This window comes from Amycolatopsis sp. NPDC049253 (assembly GCF_040678995.1).
In the GTDB taxonomy this organism is placed as follows: Bacteria; Actinomycetota; Actinomycetes; order Mycobacteriales; family Pseudonocardiaceae; genus Amycolatopsis.
Window position 1 is genome coordinate 306,577 of the sequence record NZ_JBFAQX010000003.1, and the last position, 17,326, is coordinate 323,902.

The 17,326-nt window shown below is 73.3% G+C and carries 16 protein-coding genes; 7 read left to right on the top strand and 9 right to left on the bottom strand.

The window, feature by feature from the left end; genetic code table 11:
* Nucleotides 1-7: 7 nt before the first annotated feature.
* On the bottom strand, nt 8-1,507 hold the full coding sequence (locus tag AB0K15_RS08980) for an amino acid permease (RefSeq protein ID WP_364047421.1): 1,500 nt from the start codon (nt 1,505-1,507) through the stop codon (nt 8-10).
* Between the two features lie 159 nt (nt 1,508-1,666).
* On the opposite strand from AB0K15_RS08980, the gene AB0K15_RS08985 reads away from it, so the two are divergent.
* The 3 genes from AB0K15_RS08985 to AB0K15_RS08995 all read left to right on the top strand — a co-directional run bounded on the left by AB0K15_RS08985 (nt 1,667) and on the right by AB0K15_RS08995 (nt 4,876).
* Nucleotides 1,667-2,338 (top strand): helix-turn-helix domain-containing protein, encoded by a 672-nt coding sequence (locus AB0K15_RS08985; protein WP_364047423.1) that lies wholly within the window; start codon nt 1,667-1,669, stop codon nt 2,336-2,338.
* A 34-nt stretch (nt 2,339-2,372) separates the two neighbouring features.
* Nucleotides 2,373-3,314, top strand: coding sequence for a hypothetical protein (locus AB0K15_RS08990; RefSeq protein WP_364047425.1), 942 nt, complete (start codon nt 2,373-2,375; stop codon nt 3,312-3,314).
* A 680-nt stretch (nt 3,315-3,994) separates the two neighbouring features.
* Nucleotides 3,995-4,876 (top strand): tetratricopeptide repeat protein, encoded by an 882-nt coding sequence (locus AB0K15_RS08995; RefSeq protein ID WP_364047427.1) that lies wholly within the window; start codon nt 3,995-3,997, stop codon nt 4,874-4,876.
* A 124-nt stretch (nt 4,877-5,000) separates the two neighbouring features.
* Here AB0K15_RS08995 and AB0K15_RS09000 read toward each other — a convergent pair whose 3' ends face one another.
* The 3 genes from AB0K15_RS09000 to AB0K15_RS09010 form a co-directional block, all read right to left on the bottom strand.
* Nucleotides 5,001-6,266, bottom strand: coding sequence for a ribonuclease D (locus AB0K15_RS09000; RefSeq protein ID WP_364047429.1), 1,266 nt, complete (start codon nt 6,264-6,266; stop codon nt 5,001-5,003).
* Nucleotides 6,267-6,337: 71 nt separating this feature from the next.
* A complete protein-coding gene (locus AB0K15_RS09005) occupies nt 6,338-7,054 on the bottom strand; it encodes a response regulator transcription factor (RefSeq protein ID WP_033291604.1) in 717 nt (238 codons plus the stop codon).
* A 677-nt stretch (nt 7,055-7,731) separates the two neighbouring features.
* Nucleotides 7,732-8,295 (bottom strand): DUF3000 domain-containing protein, encoded by a 564-nt coding sequence (locus AB0K15_RS09010; RefSeq protein ID WP_364047431.1) that lies wholly within the window; start codon nt 8,293-8,295, stop codon nt 7,732-7,734.
* Between the two features lie 880 nt (nt 8,296-9,175).
* On the opposite strand from AB0K15_RS09010, the gene hemE reads away from it, so the two are divergent.
* The 4 genes from hemE to AB0K15_RS09030 are packed head-to-tail and all read left to right on the top strand — an operon-like array spanning nt 9,176 to nt 13,805.
* Nucleotides 9,176-10,273: a uroporphyrinogen decarboxylase gene (gene hemE / locus AB0K15_RS09015; protein WP_364047433.1), complete on the top strand. Its 1,098-nt coding sequence runs from the start codon at nt 9,176-9,178 to the stop codon at nt 10,271-10,273.
* Complete coding sequence (gene hemG, locus AB0K15_RS09020; protein WP_364047435.1) at nt 10,270-11,679, top strand: protoporphyrinogen oxidase; 1,410 nt, start codon at nt 10,270-10,272, stop codon at nt 11,677-11,679. The genes hemE and hemG overlap by 4 nt, the downstream gene beginning before the upstream one ends.
* Nucleotides 11,680-11,730: 51 nt before the next feature.
* Complete coding sequence (hemQ, locus tag AB0K15_RS09025) at nt 11,731-12,423, top strand: hydrogen peroxide-dependent heme synthase (protein ID WP_364047437.1); 693 nt, start codon at nt 11,731-11,733, stop codon at nt 12,421-12,423.
* Between the two features lie 5 nt (nt 12,424-12,428).
* Nucleotides 12,429-13,805: a CoA transferase gene (locus tag AB0K15_RS09030; protein WP_364047439.1), complete on the top strand. Its 1,377-nt coding sequence runs from the start codon at nt 12,429-12,431 to the stop codon at nt 13,803-13,805.
* Here AB0K15_RS09030 and AB0K15_RS09035 read toward each other — a convergent pair.
* From AB0K15_RS09035 to msrB, 5 genes are all read right to left on the bottom strand, one after another.
* A complete protein-coding gene (locus AB0K15_RS09035) occupies nt 13,795-14,115 on the bottom strand; it encodes a hypothetical protein (protein ID WP_364047441.1) in 321 nt (106 codons plus the stop codon). The genes AB0K15_RS09030 and AB0K15_RS09035 overlap by 11 nt on opposite strands.
* Nucleotides 14,112-14,915: a DUF692 domain-containing protein gene (locus AB0K15_RS09040; protein WP_364047443.1), complete on the bottom strand. Its 804-nt coding sequence runs from the start codon at nt 14,913-14,915 to the stop codon at nt 14,112-14,114. Before AB0K15_RS09040 ends, AB0K15_RS09035 begins: the two co-directional genes overlap by 4 nt.
* The gene (locus AB0K15_RS09045; protein WP_364047445.1) at nt 14,908-15,822 is read right to left on the bottom strand and encodes a TIGR04222 domain-containing membrane protein; all 915 of its coding nucleotides are present in this window, start codon (nt 15,820-15,822) and stop codon (nt 14,908-14,910) included. The genes AB0K15_RS09040 and AB0K15_RS09045 overlap by 8 nt, the downstream gene beginning before the upstream one ends.
* 28 nt (nt 15,823-15,850) lie before the next feature.
* Nucleotides 15,851-16,753 (bottom strand): TIGR04222 domain-containing membrane protein, encoded by a 903-nt coding sequence (locus tag AB0K15_RS09050; RefSeq protein ID WP_364047447.1) that lies wholly within the window; start codon nt 16,751-16,753, stop codon nt 15,851-15,853.
* A 134-nt stretch (nt 16,754-16,887) separates the two neighbouring features.
* Nucleotides 16,888-17,313: a peptide-methionine (R)-S-oxide reductase MsrB gene (gene msrB / locus AB0K15_RS09055; RefSeq protein ID WP_360596774.1), complete on the bottom strand. Its 426-nt coding sequence runs from the start codon at nt 17,311-17,313 to the stop codon at nt 16,888-16,890.
* Between the last annotated feature and the right edge of the window lie 13 nt (nt 17,314-17,326).

The window sequence follows — 17,326 nt, forward strand, 5'->3', positions numbered from 1 at the left end:
CGTCCTCTCAGACCGCGGGTTCGAGGGCGGGGGTGGTGGACCGGCGCAGGCGCAGCCAGCAGAACCAGCCGATCAGCAGGGCGGCGCCGACGAACTCGACGGGGAACAGCAGCAGCCAGGGCGAACCCGAGCCGGCCAGGTCGTAGATCTCCGCGCGGGGCCAGGCGATGTTGACGATCATCACCACGCCGTAGGCGACCGCGGCGACGTTCACCGGGACCGCCCAGCGCCCCAGCGAGAACAGGCCGGGCTCGGCGGGGAACCGCCCGCGCAGCCGGCGCACCAGCAGCGGGCCGGTGACCAGCAGGTACGCGAGGTAGACCACGACCACCGAGGTGCCGGTGATCGTGCTGAACAGAGTCGGGTTGCCGACGTTGACTCCGAGCAGCGCGATGGCCAGCGCACCGGAGACGACGGCGGGCCACAACGGGGTGCCGGTGCGCGGATTGACGCCGGACAGGCGCGCGGAGAACGGCAGCGCGTTGTCACGGGCCATCGCGTAGATCAGCCGGATCGTGCCGGTCTGGATGGTGAGGGTGCAGACGATCACGGCGATCGCGACGTCGGCGAGGAAGATCCGGCCGAAGGTGTCGCCGAAGACGGCCGTGATCACGTACGGCAGGCCGTGCCCGGCGAGCTCGCCGTCGGTGAGGCTCGGCGCGGCCATGAGCGCGGTGAGCACCACGGCGAGGCCGCCGAGCCCCGACACCAGCACCGCGCGCAGCACGGCTCGTGGCGCCGCCCGGCGGGCGTCGCGCGTCTCCTCGGCGACGGAGGCCGCCGTGTCGAATCCGTAGAGCACGTACGCGGCCATCAGTGCCGAAGCGAGCACACCGCCGATCCCGGCCGCGGAGGCGCCGTCGCTCACCGGGACGCTGTGCACCACGACCTGCGGCCCGCGCACCGCGAACAGTGCCAGGCCGCCGATGAGCACGACGACGCCGATCAGCTCCGCCGCGACCCCGATGTCGTTGATGCGGGCCATGGCGCGGACGCCGGCGGCGTTGACCACCGTGGTGAAGACGATCAGCAGCGTGCCGAGCAGCACGGCGTTCGTGGCGCCGGTCGGCGACGTCACCGACGGGTCGCCGCCGACGAGCTGGAACCCGCTCCACACCGACGGGAGCACGATCTGCAGCGCGATCGCCGCGGCGGCGAGCGCGACCACGCAGCCGAGCAGCATCATCCAGCCCGCGAGCCAGCCGGCGAAACCGCGCGCGAGCTGCTTGGCCCACTGGTAGACGGATCCGGCGAGCGGGTAGCGGGCGGCCAGCTCGGCGAAGACGAGCGCGACGAGGACCTGCCCGGCGAGCACGAACGGCCACGACCAGAAGAACAGCGGGCCGCCGAAGGTGTAGCCGAAGCCGAAGAGCTGGAAGACGGTGGTGAGGATCGAGACGAAGGAGAAGCCGGCCGCGAAGGCGGAGAAGCCGCCCAAGCTGCGGCGGAGCTCCTGGCGGTAGCCGAACTGGGTGAGGTCGTCGGAGGGGACCGGTGGCGCGGGCATGCGGGGCTCCCGTCTGCTGGCGGGGATTTCGATCGGTTGACCGAAATTAAGCCGCCGGTGGGTCGGTGCCGTCTCGCCCGCGTAAGGCGAGTGTTAACGGGTGTTTCCGGAGGGGGCTGCAGCGCGTAACACGGCCGCGCGCCTGGCAGGATCGGCCGCGTGGACGGGAAGGCGACGGGAGTGGGGCGGCCCCGCGCGAGCGGCGCGGCGGCGAGCCGCCAGGACGCGCGCGAGGCGGTGCTCGACGCGGCAGGGGAGTTGTTCACGGGCGCGGGGTACGCGGCCACCACCACCCGCGCGATCGCCGAGCGGGCGGGCCTGCGGCAGGCGTCGCTGTACTACCACTTCCCGGCCAAGGAGGACATCCTCGCCGAGCTGCTGGCGGCCACGGTCCGGCCTTCGCTGGCCGTGGCGGTCGGGCTGGTCTCGGCGCCCTCGCCCGAGCCGGCGAGCGTGCGGTTGTGGGCCCTGGCCTACGCGGACGTGCGGCTGCTGGGCGGGGCCCGGCACAACATCGGGGCGCTGTACCTGCTGCCCGAGGTGTCGTCGCCGAACCTCGCCGGGTTCCGCGCGGATCGGGCCGAGCTCAAGGCCGCGTACGGCGCGCTCGTGGCCGCCGCTGGGCAGGGCGTGTCGGCAATCCGCACGGACCTGGTGTTCGGCCTGGTGGAGAGCACCGCGATCACGCGCCGCGACGACCCGGCGCTCGACGTCGAGGCCCACGCCCGCGAGGCGGCCGACGCCGTCGTCCGGCTGGCCGGCCTCGGCGAACCGGACGACACGCTGCGGGCGGCGGCCCGCGCGCTGCTGGCAGGGGCCGGTCGGACATAATGCGCATTGTGGACACGTCGCTCCGGTGGTGCCTGTGAAGTTCTTCCGTTCGCGACCGTTCGACGAGGCAGCCGCGCTGCGTGGCTCGGCGGCGTGGTCGCGCGGCCGCGAAGGCGCGCGTGACCTGCTGGAGCGCTTCGGGGTCGCCGTCCGGCTGGGCGAACTGGGCGAATGGCGCGACGCGGAGCCGGTGTTCCGCGAGCTCGTGCCGCCCATGACCCGCGAGTTCGGCCCGCGCAGCAAGGAGACGCTGGGCCTGTGGGTGCAGCTCGCGATGTCGTGGTCCGGGCAGGGCCGCCCCGACGAGGCCGTGCCCCTGCTGGCCGAGACGGAGGACGTCTACGAGCGGACGTGGGGCGCCGAGGCCGCCACGATCTGGTGCCGCCGCATGCTCGTCGAGGCCCTGAGCGTGGCCAACCGCATCGACGAGCGCGTCGCCGCGTCGGCCTCCCTGGTCCGCTACTGCGCCGCCGAACTCGGCGATGCCGACCCCCTGACCCGCGAAGTCCGCTTCGGCGACTTGATCGCGCTGTGCGACGCCGACCGCCAGGACGAGGCCCTGCGCGAGCTGGCCGAACACATCGTCCCGTTCCTGCGCAAACCCTTCGACCTCGACTGGGCGGAAGCCGCGCGCCTGGAAATCGGCGCCGAACAGGGCGAGCCTGCTCTCGCGGTGCCCCCACTACGCGAACTCGCCACCCGGCACCCCCGGCACGGCTTCTTCCGCCAATGCCTCGCCGACGTACTGGTCCTGACCGCCGACCACGCCGAGGCCGCCTCCCTGCTGACCTCCCTGATCGCCGAGTCCTGGAGCGGCTGGCGCCAGACGCTCCGCAACCGCGGCACCTTGGCCCAGATCCACCCGGACCCGGAGGTGGCGGCCTTCCACGCCCGCGCGGTACTCGCAGCGGTGGCGTGGCCGGTGGGACACCCGGAAGTTGTTGCTGCGCAAGAGGTCCTGGATCGCCTGGGCTGAGGCCCGGTGGACTGGTGGGCTGGCTGGGGGTGTTGGTCGGGGTTTGCTCGGGCCGGGGGTGGTGGTGTTGCGCTCCGGCGTGATTCTCGCGGCGGTGGGGGTCCCGGAAGTTCTGGCTGGGCGCGACCGTTCTGGACCACTTGGGCTGAGGCCCGGTGGATTGCTGGGCTGGCTGGGGGTGTTGGTCGGAGTTCGCTCGGTCCGGAGGTGGGGGGCGTTGCATTCCTGGCGATTCTCGCGGCGGTCGGGGTCCCGGAAGTTCTGACTGGGCGAGAGGTTCTGGACCACTTGGGCTGAGCCCGGTGGATTGCTGGGCCGACTGGGGGTGTTGGTCGGGGTCCGCTCGGTCCGGGGGTGGCAGTGTTGCGCTCCGGCGCGATTCTCGCCGCGGTGGGGCCCCGGAAACCCCGCTGGACCGCCGCCTCCGCGCCCAGCAGACTGCTCCGGTGCCCAGACCGTGCGGCCGCCGGCCGTGAAACTGTTCCGTTCCCGGCCCGTGCCCGGCGCGGACGAGGAGGCCACAAGGCTGCGGGCCGCGCTGGCGAAGGCCCGCAACCCCGAGAGCCCGACCGCGCTCCGGTACCGGCATGAGCTGGGCCGAGCGCTGATGAAGGCCGGAGACTGGCCGGCCGCCGAGGTGCTGTTCGCCGAGCTGGCGCCGGCGCAGGCGCGGGTGACGGGTGACGGGTGCGCGGCATCCGAACACCCTGGCCGCCTGGATGAACCTCGCGCTCAGCCTGGCCGAGCAGGGCCGGCCGGACGAGGCCGTGCCGCTGCTGGTGCGGATCGCCGAGGCCTACGAGCGGACGTGGGGCGCGAAGGCCCCTGGCACCTTCCAAGCCCGCCCCAACCTCGCGCTGGTGCTCGGCGTGGCCGGGCGCTACGCCGAGGCACTCGACGTGCTCGAAACCCACCGGCGCTCGTGCGCGGCCGAGGTCGGCCCGGCTCACGTGGCGACGCAGACGGCCGGCTATCGCCAGGTCACGGTGCTGCGTGCGCTCGAACGGTTCGACGAGGCCGAGTGTCTGCTCGCCGAGCTGCTGCCCTTCGCCGCCACTGAGCGCCTGCGCGACAGCGTGGCCGCGGTCGGCCTGGTGATCCGCGCGGAGCGGGGAGATCCGCAGACAGCCGTCGCGCCTTTGCGTGAGCTCGTCGCCCGGCACGGCGCCGAGGGGTTCCGCGAGCTCCTCGCCGCGGTGCTGCTGCTTGTCGGCGAAGCCGGGGAAGCCGCCGAGCTACTGGGTTCGATCCTTGCCGCCTCCCCGGACCACACCCGCAAAACCCTCGTGGTTCGCGGCTCGCTGGCGCGCGCATACCTGGAGACAGGTGACCTCGACGGCGCCGAGCGGGAAGCCGGAGTCCTCCTCGCCGCCGGGGCTTGGCCGCCCGGCCATCCCACGCCCGTTTCGGCCCAGGCGACTCTCGCGCGTGTTGCCGCGCGCCGGGGGCACCGCGAGGAGGCTCGCCGTGGGCTGGAGGCCGCGGTCGTTGCCCTCGACGCCGTCCTCGGGCCCGCCCACTCGCGCACCCTCGAGACCGCCGCGTGGCTCGGCGAAGTGTGATCTGCCGAGCGAAGCGCGAGAGCGGGTCGCGATCGGCCGCACCAAGCCGTGGATGGCCCGCCCATGCGAGAGCCAGCGCGAGCCCGGCCGCTTCGGCCCGGATCCCACCGCCACGCCGGGACCGTCAGGCAGAAGCCGTCGAGTGCAGCGCCTTGCTCAGTGCCCCCACCGTCAGCTCCACCTGCCACGGCCGGGCCCCGCCCGCCTGCAGCACCGCGGACACCCCGTCTTCCGACAGGTCGGCCGGGGGGCGCCAGCAGGTGCGGCGCACGAGGTCGGGCAGCATGAGGTTCTCCACGGGCACCCGCCGGTCCTCGGCGATGGCGGCCAGCGCCGCGCGGGCCGCGGAGAGGCGGGCGGCCGCGTCGGGGTCCTTGTCGGCCCAGCGGTTGACCGGGGGTGGGCCGTCCGAGGGCTGGGTGGGGCTGGGGAGCTCGCTCGCGGGCAGCGCCTTGGCGGCCTGGAGGTGCCGCAGCCAGCTGGCGGTGTACTTGCGCTGCACGCGGCCGCTGAACACCGGCAGGGCCTGCAGCTCCTCGACGGTTTTCGGGTCGGCGGTCACGGCGTTGACGATGGCGCTGTCGGGCAGGATGCGGCTGGGCGCACGGTCGCGTTTGCGGGCCAGCTCGTCGCGGGCCTGCCACAGCTCGCGCACGGCGGCGAGGCCACGCGGGCTGCGGATCTTGTGCACGCCCGACGTGCGACGCCACGGTTCGGCGCGCGGGGCGGGCGGCGGCGCGGTGCGCACGGCCTCGAACTCCTGCCGCGCCCACTCGAGCTTGCCTTGGGACTCCAGCTCGACCTCGAGCTTCTCCCGCAGCTCGTTGAGGAGCTCGACGTCGAGGGCGGCGTAGTTGAGCCAGTCGATCGGCAGCGGCCGCTTCGACCAGTCGGCGGCGCTGTGGCCCTTCTCGAGCGTGTAGCCGAGCAGCAGCTCGACGAGCGTGCCCAGCGCCACGCGCTCGTAGCCCGCCAGCCGGCCGGCCAGCTCGGTGTCGAAGAGGCTCTTGGGGTGCAGGTCCAGCTCGGCCAGGCACGGGAGGTCCTGGGACGCGGCGTGGAGCACCCACTCGGTGTCGTTGAGGACTTCGCGCAGGGGCGCGAGGTCGTCGGCCAGCGCGATCGGGTCGAGCAGGACCGTGCCGGAGCCTTCGCGGCGCAGCTGCACGAGGTACGCCTTGGGCCAGTAGCGGTAGCCGGACGCCCGTTCGGTGTCCACGGCCACGGCACCGGTTCCCGCGGCGAGCCGCGCGCACGCCTCGGCGAGCGCCGCCGGATCGGACACCACGGGGGGTGTCCCTTCGGCGGGCTCGCGTAGCAGCACGGGCGATCCGGCGTCCTCGGTGGTGGTGTCTCCGGTCCGGGCGCCGTCCGCCTGTGCACTTCCCATAGCTGACGACCCTACGGGACGGGCGTACCGCGCCTGGTCCGCCCGCCCCGCAGGGCCTCTGTCTGCCTTCGTCAGCGGATCACACCGGCTCGCATAGCCAATGCGACCATCTGTGCCCGGTCACCCGTGCCGAGCTTGCGCCCGATGCGGGAGAGGTGCGACTTCACGGTGAGCGCGGAGAGCGAAAGCTCCTCCCCGATCTCCTTGTTCGACTGCCCGTCGGCGACGAGCTGGAGCACCTCCACCTCACGGGCGGAGAGCTCACGCGGGGTGTTGTCGGTACCCGCGACCCGCGTGCCGGTCGCCAGGACCGGGGCCACGCTCGGGTCGGCGTACACGCCGCCTTCCAGGACCCTGCGCACGCCGTCGGTGACAACCACCGGCGAAGCGGACTTCAGCAGGTACGCCTGGGCACCGGCCTGGAACGCCGACCGAACCGCGTACGGGTCGTCGGACGATGCGAGCACCACCACACGCGGCCACCCGTGGCTACGGAGTTCCGTAACCAGCTCGATGCCGCTGCCGTCCGGCAGTCCGAGATCGAGGATCGCCAGGTCGCACGGGCCGGTGGCCTGTGCTCGCGCCCTCGCCTCGGCCACCGTGGCGGCTTCGTGGACCGTGCCCGCACCCATCTGTGCGAGTCGTGCTGCGATTGCCTCCCTCAACAGCGGGTGGTCATCGACCACCAACACGGAAAAAAGCTCTTCCCGCGGGTGCGGAACCATGCTCGCCGGCAAAGCACCGGCTGGCGTGGATCGAACGGCCTGAGATAAGCCGACGGTAGCCACGTCACTACCTCCCTGGAGTCGGTCGTGCCCCCCGACCGGCACCGGGACCTTCGGCCGTTCAGCCGCGCCAGCTTTAGACCGAAAGTGGTGTCGTCGAAGGCACTGTAGCCGCCCGGAGGCCGTTACGGGGGGATCGAATGGGTATCTATCTGAAACGACTCGTCACTCAGGGCGTTCACCGTCACACGATCGGGCTAGTGCTGAGCCCGTTGCTAACGGAACGGCTTCCGGGGGCGATGCAACAGAGTTACCGAACCCGAAACGCCCGTGCAGGTGGGCCGTGCACCTGCGGGTGCTTGCGCCCGGACGTCTCGCGAGCAGTCCATCAGACACCGGAAATCGGCCTCCGCCGGGGCAAGATCAACTTTCTTCACGTTTGCACAGAGGCGGTCGGAGGGACTCTGGATGGGGTTGGCGCGGGGGCTCCGCGGGCCTCGGGGGGCTTTGCGGGCGTGACCAGGGCATGACAGCCCGTGATCATGGGGTCTTCACGAACGTGGGCGTCCGTGCGTGCTAGTGCGTGCGGTCCCAGGTGGACGGACGTGAACGGCTCTCAGAATCGCGTTCGGTCCGCCGCCGGTGTCGTCGGTTGTCCAGACCACGTCGGGCGCTCCTGGACGTGCTGAGGGCGCGCGAGGGCCCCGGACGGGCGGCCCGTCCGGGTGAACTTCGGTGGATCAGGAGCTCTGGCGCTGTTCGAACAACGTGACGCCGACCGGCGGCAGCCCCACGACGCTCGCCATCACCTGGCAGAACGCGTAGCCGTGGGCGCGCAGCGCGGCGTCGGTGGGCGTCCAGGACGCCCGCAGCTCGAGGTCGTCGGTGCGCGAGGGGCCGGCGATGTCGCCGAACCGCGCCGAGGAGGTTTCCGTGACCGTGCCGCCCAGCGCCGTCCACGAGGCGCCGGACGCTTCCAGCGCCTCGGTCAGCCACGACCAGCCGACGGCCGGCAGGAACGGATCGGTGGCCAGCTCGCGGTCGAGCTCGGCCCGCACGTACATGACCAGCCGCAGGACGCCGTCCCAGCCTTCTTGACCGTCGGGGTCGTGCAGCAGCACCAGCCGCCCCGACGCCAGCACGTCCGCCGGTCCCGCCACCTCGCAGCTCACCGCGAACGACCACGGCGCCAGCCGCTGCGGCGCCCGCATGGTCTCCAGCTGCACCTCGGGACGCGGCCGCACGGACTTCAGCGCCGCGACGGCTTCGCGGAAGAGCTCGGGCACTGGCGTCATCGCGGTCACGCATCGACTGTAGGGCGGCGACGCCCCGTTGCGGACGCAGGCGCGCCGAGGGACGACCCGACCGGCCCAGCGGCCCGCCGGCGCCTCGCCGGGCCGGGCGATTCGAGCGCGGGGCCTCGATCCGGCCGCAGCGCTGGTCGCGGCTTCGACAGGCGTGGCAACGGGCTGGGGGAGCTGTGGGAGCCGACCTGGCGCAGGCCGAAGAGCGCCGGGCGATCGGATCCGCAGGGCCGGGTGTCGTGGCCGCCGAGTGGCCTGGCGGCAGGTCAGGTCGGTTTTGAGCTGTCGTCCGCGGTCGGGGCTGCTCGTGCCGCGTGCCGACGCCGCCGAGTGGCCTGGCGGCAGCCCGGGCTGGCTTGCCCTGCCGCCCGCGGGAGGGAGTCGGACAGGAAGGGGGCGGTGGAGGCGGCCCGGTGCGGGCGGATCGGAGCTGGACGTCGGTTCCGAAGGGCTGGCTGCGCAGGCTGCCGAGTGGCTCGGCGGCCGCCTGGTTGGCATGACCTCCCGTCCGCGGGGGGGGGGCGGACGGGAGGGAGGCGGTGGAGTCGGCTCGGTGCGGGCGGACGGGAGCTGGACGTCGGTTCCGAAGGGCTGGCTGCGCAGGCTGCCGAGTGGCTCGGCGGCCGCCTGGTTGGCATGACCTCCCGTCCGCGGGGAGGAGAGCTGGACGGGAGGGAGCCGACCTGGCGCAGGTGAGACGGCGCCGGGCGACCGGTTTCGAAGGCCGGGCGCGCAGGCCCCCGCGTCGCCCGCCGCCAGAGCGGGTCGATCGGGCGCCGAGGCTTCCTCACCCCGGCCGGTGTGCGCGAGATCGAAAATCCCGGCACGTCCGGTCAGTAGCCGTGGCCTACGCGAGTGGCGTGGGGGAGTGGGTGGGACGATGGGTTTCGTGCCTGAGCTTTCGTCTGTGTCTGAGTCCTCCGTGTCCGAAGCCGCCCCCGTTGTCGCCGCGCGGCGGGTGTTGGCGGGGTCGCCGTTGCTGGCCGCGGCGCGCGGGGAGAAGCCCGTGCGCACGCCTGTGTGGTTCATGCGCCAGGCCGGGCGGTCGCTGCCGGAGTACCGGAAGCTGCGCGAGGGCGTCGCGATGCTCGACGCGTGCTTCGACCCCGAGATGCTCGCCGAGATCACGCTGCAGCCGGTGCGCCGGCACGGTGTGGACGCGGCGATCCTGTTCAGCGACATCGTGGTGCCGCTGAAGGCGGCGGGCCTGGACATCGACATCGTGCCCGGCACGGGGCCCGTGGTGGCCGAGCCGGTGCGCGACGCCGCCGCCGTGCGGGCGGTGCCGCTGCTGGAGGCCGAGCAGGTCGCGCGCGTCGCGGAGGGCGTGGGCCTGCTCGTGGAGCGCCTGGGCGAAACGCCGTTGATCGGCTTCGCCGGGGCGCCGTTCACGCTGGCCAGCTACCTCATCGAGGGCGGCCCGAGCCGCAACCACGAGCACACCAAGGCGCTCATGCACGCCGAACCCGAGCTCTGGCACGAGCTCGCCGGCCGCCTCGCCGACATCGCGCTCACCTTCCTGCGCGCGCAGCTCGACGCCGGCGCCGACGCCATCCAGCTGTTCGATTCGTGGGCGGGCGCGCTGTCCGAGCGCGACTACCGCGAGTTCGTCCAGCCGCACTCGGCGAAGGTGCTGGCCGGCGTGGCGGGCTACGGCGTGCCGCGGATCCACTTCGGCGTCGGCACGGGCGAGCTGCTCGTGGCGATGCGCGACGCGGGCGCCGACGTCGTCGGGGTCGACTGGCGCGTGCCGCTCGACGAGGCCGTGCGCCGGCTCGGCGGCAAGGCCGTGGTGCAGGGCAACCTCGACCCTGCGCTGCTTTACGCGGGCTGGCCGGTGATCGAGGCCGAGGTGCGCCGGATCGTCGACGAGGGTCGCGCGGCCGAAGGCCACATCTTCAACCTCGGCCACGGTGTGCTGCCGAGCCTCGAGCCCGAGGTGCTCACCCGCGTCGTCGAGCTGGTGCATTCGCTGTGAAGCACGTCGCCGTCGTCGGCGGCGGCATCTCCGGCCTGACCGCGGCCTACCGCCTGCGGACGCTGCTCGGCGACGCCGTCGCGATCACCGTCTTCGAAGCCACCCCCGCCGTCGGCGGCAAGCTGCGCACGGCCGAGGTCGGCGGGGTGCCCTACGACGTCGGCGCCGAAGCGTTCCTCGCCCGCCGGCCCGAGGTCACGGCGCTGGTCGCCGAGGTCGGGCTGGGCGAGCACCTCGTGCACCCCACCAAGGCGCGCGCCAAGATCCACGCCGGCGGCACCGTCACGGGCCTCCCGCCCGGCACGGTCATGGGCGTGCCCGCCTCCGCCGACGCCGTGGCCGGCGTGCTCTCGGAAGAAGGCCGCCTCGCCGTCGAGAAGGAACGCTCCCTCGGCCCCGTCGAGCTCACCGCAGCCGACCTGCCCCTCGGCCCGCTGCTGCGCGCCCGCTTCGGCGACGAGCTCGTCGACCGGCTCGTCGACCCGCTGCTCGGCGGCGTCTACGCGGGCGGCGCCGACGGTCTCGGCCTGCGCGCGACCATGCCCGGCCTGGCCAAGGCCGTCGCCGAGGGCGCCGGCTCGCTCACCGACGCCGCGGCCTCCCTGCTGCCGAAGACCCCCGGCACCGCGCCCGTGTTCGGCACGCTGACCGGTGGCCTGACCACGCTGCTGGACCGCCTGCGCGAGCTGTCCCGCGCCACCGTGCGCACCTCCGCCACCGTCCGCGCGCTGACCCGGACCGCGAACGGCTGGCGTCTCGACGTCGGCGCCGCCGCCCCGGCCCACGCCCCCGAGGACACCCCGGTGGACGTCGACGCCGTCGTCCTCGCCGTGCCCGCGCCCGCCGCGCGCAAGCTCCTCGCCGACGTCGTCCCGGCCGCGTCCGAGGCGTTCGGCGAGGTCGAGCTGGCGTCGATGGCCGTGGTGGCCCTCGCGCTGCCGCCCGGCACCAAGCTGCCCGACGCGTCGGGGATCCTCATCGGCGCGGGCGAGAAGGACGCCGACGGCGTGCCGTACGCGTCGAAGGCGTTCACCTTCTCCGCCAACAAGTGGGCCCACTACGGCGCCGCCGGCCCGGTGCTGGTCCGCGGCTCCGTCGGCCGCTTCCGCGAACCGGGCGCGCTGAGCGGCGACGACGAAGCCCTCGTGCACGCCGTCCGCGACGACCTCGCCCGCCTCACCGGCGTCACCGCCGAGCCGCTCGACACGCTGGTCACCCGCTGGGGCGGCGGCCTGCCGCAGTACGGCGCCGGGCACCTCGAGCGCGTGACCCGCATCGAAACGGCCGTCAACGCGCTCCCCGGCCTCGCCGTGGCGGGCGCGACGCTGCACGGCGTCGGCCTCCCGGCGTGCGTCGCGACCGCCGACGCCGCCGCGAAGCGGATCGCGGCGAGCTTCACAGTGTGACGTGACGGAGGCGCTTGGCGCCCGAATGCCGCGCGGTGCGAGGATGGAGCCATGGCGCGGCTGAACTACAACGAGCTCAACGACAGCATCCGCTACACCGCCTGGTCGGTCTTCCGGGTCGAGCCCGGCCGCCTCGGCGAGGACCGCGGCACCGCGGGGCAGGAGACGGCGGAGTTCCTCGACGGGCTCGCCGACAAGGGCGTGGTGGTGCGCGGCGTCTACGACGTGTCCGTGCTCCGGGCCGACGCCGACTACATGGTGTGGTGGCACGCCGAGGAGATCGAGCAGGTCCAGGCCGCCTACAACGGCTTCCGGCGCACGCCGCTGGGCCGCGCGTCGACCCCGGTGTGGAGCCAGGTCGCCCTGCACCGGCCGGCGGAGTTCAACAAGAGCCACATCCCGGCGTTCCTCGCCGGCGAGGAAGCGCGCAAGTACATCTGCGTGTACCCGTTCGTCCGCTCCTACGAGTGGTACCTCCTGCCGGACGAGGAGCGGCGCAAGATGCTCGCCGACCACGGCAAGGAAGCCCGCGACTACCCGGACGTGCGCGCCAACACCGTGGCGTCGTTCGCGCTCGGCGACTACGAGTGGATCCTCGCGTTCGAGGCCGACGAGCTGCACCGCATCGTCGACCTCATGCGTCACCTGCGCGCGACGGAGGCTCGCCGCCACGTGCGCGAGGAGATCCCGTTCTACACCGGCACCCGCGTGGCGCCCGCCGAGCTCGTCGCGGCACTGCCGTAACCGCCGTGCAGGACGTGCTGGCCGGGGTGTGGCAGACGCTCACCGGCGAATCCCTCCCGGCCGTGTCCCTGACCGGCGACGAATCCTTGCTGCCCGGTCCTTTCCGGGTCGAGGCCGCCGCGACGGCGGGCATCGCGGCCGCCACGCTGGCGGCCGGTGAGCTGCTGCGCCTGCGCGGCATCGACCCCGGCACGGTGGGCGCCGACACGCGCCACGCCGCGGCCGCCGTGCGCAGCGAAGCCTTCCTGCGGGTGGACGGCGAGCTGCCTCCGAGCCCGTGGGGACCGATCGCCGGCGACTATCTCGCGTCCGACGGCTGGGTCAAGCTCCACGCGAACTACCCGCGCCACGAGGCCGCCGTGTGCTGGTCGCTCGGCGTGCCCGCGCAGCGTGAGGCCGTCGCGAAGACCGTGGCCGCCAAGACGGCCGCCGAGGTCGAGTCGGCCGTGGTGACAGCGGGCGGCGCGGCCGCGCTCCTGCGTTCGCGCGACGAGTGGCTCGCGCACCCGCAGGGCCAGGCCGTCGCGGGCCTGCCGCTCGCCGAGATCCGGCAGATCGGCGACGCGCCGAAGAACACGCTCTTCGACTCCGACCGGCCGCTGGGCGGAGTCCGGGTGCTGGAGCTGACGCACGTGCTCGCCGGGCCCGTGGCCGGCCGCGTGCTCGCGGCCCACGGTGCGAACGTGCTCCACGTGGGTGCCGCGCACCTGCCGCGCATCCCCGCGCTCACGATGGACACCGGCCACGGCAAGCGTTCGGGGTTCGTCGCGCTCGACACCGAGGGCGGCCGGGCCCGGCTGAAGAAGCTCATCGCGCGCGCCGACGTGGTGCTGCAGTCGTTCCGCCCGGGCGCGCTCGAGCGAATCGGATTCGGTCCGCAGGAGATGGCCGAGCTGCGGCCGGGTCTCGTCACGGCCGACCTGTCGGCTTACGGCTGGGAAGGCCCGTGGGCCCGCCGCCGCGGGTTCGACAGCCTGGTGCAGATGGCGTCGGGCATCGCCGAGGAAGGCGCTCGCGTCGCCGGCACCGACCGGCCGACGCCGCTGCCCGCGCAGGCGCTCGACCACACCACGGGCTGGCTCGCGGCCGCGGCGATCATGACGGCGGTGCGCCGCACGGTCGTCGAGGGCGGCAGCTGGAACGTGCGGCTCTCGCTCGCGGGCACGGGCCGGTGGCTGGATTCACTGGGCCGCAAGGACCCGGCGGTGTCCAGTGTGGACTCGGTGGACTACGGCGACCTCGTCGAAGAAGTCGACAGCGACTTCGGCAGGCTCACGCGCGTGAAGATGGCCGGCGACCTGCCGGGCGCCCCACCGCACTGGGACCACGCGTCGCACCTGCCCGGAGCGGACAGCGCGGTGTGGCACCCGGTCAGCTCCTGAACCAGCGCCGGCGCTTCGCTGGTTCCCGGCCGGCGACCCAGGCGGCGAACGCGTCGGCGTACTCGCGCGCCCGGATCGTGTCGGTTTTCGGGTGCGCGGCGGCATAGGCGTCGAAGAGCGGGGCGAAGCGCTCGCCCAGGCTTTCGGCCAGGCCGGGCCTGAGGTACGCCATGAGCCGGCGTCGTTTGGCGAGCAGGACGTCGGCCTCCACCCGCAGCCGTTCGGGTGCGAAACCCGGCGGGGGCGGGGCTCCGGTGAGCAGCGTGTCGAGCAGCGCGGCCTGCCGGGCGGCGAGCTCCTCGCGGCTCACGCCGTCACCGTCGCGCGCAGGGCGGCGAGCTCCGTGGCCAGTTCGGTGTCGGTGGGGTAGTCGTCGTCGCGTTCCAGCAGCACGCCCGGTGGGTCGGTGCGGCGGCGCAGCTCGGCGAGCAGGTCGAGGACTTCGGGCGGCACCGGGTGCGCGTGCGTGTCGTGATAGACGCCGTCGCGCTCGATCCCGCCCGCCATGTGCACGTAGGCCAGGCGCTCCCAGGGGATCCCGTCGAGGAACGCCGCCGGGTCGGTGCCGACGTTGCGCGCGTTGGCGTACAGGTTCGCCACGTCGATGATCAGCAGGCACCCCGTGCGCTCGGTCAGCTCGGTGAGGAACTGCTCCTCCGACAACGTGTTTTCCGGCCACTCCAGCACGGCCGCGATGTTCTCCAGCGCCAAGGGTAGGTCCACAATGGACTGAGCGAGGCGGACGTTGGCCACGAGCACGTCGAGCGCCTCGCGGGTGCGCGGCAGCGGCATGAGGTGCCCGGAGTCGAGCCCGCCCGCGCGGACGAAGCACACGTGGTCGCTGGCGAGCGGCGCGTCGAGCGCCCGGGCCAGCTCGGCGAGGTGCTCGACGCGGTGGGTGTCCAGTGGCTCGGCCCCGCCGAGCGAGAGCGAAACGGCGTGGGGCAGCACCGGCATGCCGCGCCGCCGCAACGCCAGGAGGCTTTCGGGCAGGTGCGGCGCGTGGAGGTTCTCGGCGACGACCTCGACCCAGTCGACACCGGGAAGCCGCGCGATCGACAGGTCCAGTTCTGCCCGCCAGCCGATGCCGACACCGAGCCGGTCAACCACCGCAACCCCCGCCGCCACCGCACGACGAACCGCACGAGGAGCCACTGCTGCACGAAGACCCGCTGCTGCACGACGAGCTGCTGCTGCAGGAAGACCCGCCGCCCGACGAACCACCGCCGGACCCGGCGAACGGCTGGAACGGCGGGACCAGCGCCGCGCTCAGCTCGTCGTCCGGGTACATCGCGAGCCCGCCCAGCGCCACCGCACCGGCTGCTCCGGCGAGCAGCAAGGCCGGCTGCGCGGCACCCCGTGCCCGGCTCGCGGACCGAGCGCGGGTGAGCGCGCCTTGGCCCCTCGGCGTGACCCGCACGCGCTCGCGGCTGCGCACGACCCCGGCGACGATCGTCAGCACCAAGGCCACGACGAGCAGCAGGAAGAGCCAGCCGACCGGCCGGTCGTTCGCCGCACCCGCCACGAACCGCACGGCGCCGACCGCCAGGAGAACCAGGTAGGCCAGCAAAACCACGGTGTGGAACGGCCGCGCTTCCCTGCCGGAGGTCAGCAGGCCGGCGCGCTGCATCTCGGTTTCGAGGTCGCTCATCGCCTTCGACCGCGCGGCCTTGGCCCGCAGGCTGCGCGTGGTGCCGCCGGTGGCGCCCTTGGCGCCTTCGTGCACCGAGCGTTCGAGCTTGTGCCACGGGCGTTTCCCCGCCGCCGTCACGAGCCCTTCGCTGTTCACGCGCAGCAGGCCGCGGTCCACCAGCGCCGCGATCGCCGTGTCGGCCACGCGCTCGGGCCCGCCGGCGAGGTAGGCGAGGTGGTAGACATCCGGCAGCTCACCGGTGTGCTCGACACTTCGCGGGCGCGCCACCCGCGGCCCCACCACCTGCACCACGAGCACCACGGCCAGCGCGATCCCGTACCACGCCAGGAACTGCGGTCCCGAAATCCCCCACGTCTCTTCCACGGCCTACCTCCCTCGCAATCGCCGGACGCTACCTACCCCGTCCCCCTGTGGGGTCGGCACAACTGACGCCGTCCGCGGCGCCGTGGTTCCGGTCAGCAGCTGCCGGATCCGCCGCCACCGCACCCCGATCCGCTGCCGCAACTCGAACCACTGCCGCAGCTCGACCCGAGACAAGACCCGCCACCGCCGGGAAGAAGCCCCCGCCGTACCCGGGGTGAACGCGCCGGGTTGTCCTGCCGCGGCTGAAGACGACCCGCGTCTCGCGGTCCGGATGGTTGGCCAGCCCGCCGACCGCCACGGCGCCCGCGGCTCCCGTCATGAGGCCGTGATCCGCCCAGGCAGCACGCACCGCTTCGTAACCAGCGTTGGTGCGGCCGGCGGGCTGCCACGAGCAGATGAGAGCAACGACCCCGAGAGCCGAAACGAGGACCACGGCCGCGGCGACGAACCAGCTCGTGGAAGCCACACCCAGCACCAGGCCTCCGACCGCGAACGCGGCTTCCGCGGCGGCCACCGACCACCATCCTCGGCGCCTCCGGGCGGCGTCGACCACGAGTCCCCGCGCCGCGAGGTCGCCGGCGAGCGCGGCCATCGCGTCGGTTGTGGCCAGCTGCCGGATGACGTCGGGGAAGGTCGGTGCGCCGACACCGACGAGCTCGGCCGTGGCCACGCCCAGCGCGTCGACGGGCGCCAGCGGGGTGCGATACAGCCGCCCGCTGCCGTCGAGCCGCAGCTGTTCGCGTTCGATCATCGCCGCCACCACGGTTTCACCGGTGCGGCCAGGGCCGGCGGTGAGGAATGCGATCTGCGCGAGGGAGCCGAGGCGGGTCCCGCTGCGGAAGCCGGCCCGGATTCGCCGGTCGTGGCAGAGTCCGCCGAGAAACGCGAATACACCGAGCAGTGTCAAGGCGATGGTGGCGATGAGGGTCATGGCGCCTCCCCGGTGCGTCGTGTTTCGTAGCACGCGCAGGAAGACGCCGTGGTTGCCCCGAGTTTCCCTAAGTCTCCCTCAAGAAAAAAGCGCCCTCCCGGTGGTGGGAGGGCGCTCTTCGGTGATCGTCGGTGTCACTCGGTCTCGGGAACGAGCTTCAGCGAGATCGAGTTGATGCAGTAGCGCTGGTCGGTCGGCGTGTCGTAGCCCTCGCCCTCGAAGACGTGGCCGAGGTGACTGTGGCACGAGGCGCAGAGCACCTCGATGCGGCGCATGCCGAGCGTGCGGTCTTCGCGCAGCAGCACGGCGTCGGAGTCCGCCGGGTCGAAGAACGAAGGCCAGCCGCAGTGGCTCTCGAACTTCGTGTCGCTGCGGAACAACTCGGCACCACAGGCGCGGCACTCGTACGCGCCGGTGGTCTTGGTGTCGGTGTACTCGCCGACGAACGGCCGCTCGGTGCCGGCCTGGCGGAGCACCGCGTACTCCTCGGGGCTCAGCTGCTCGCGCCACTCCTGCTCGGACTTCACCACACGGGGCGTGGTGCCGACCACGGGTTTCATACCTTTCACCTCG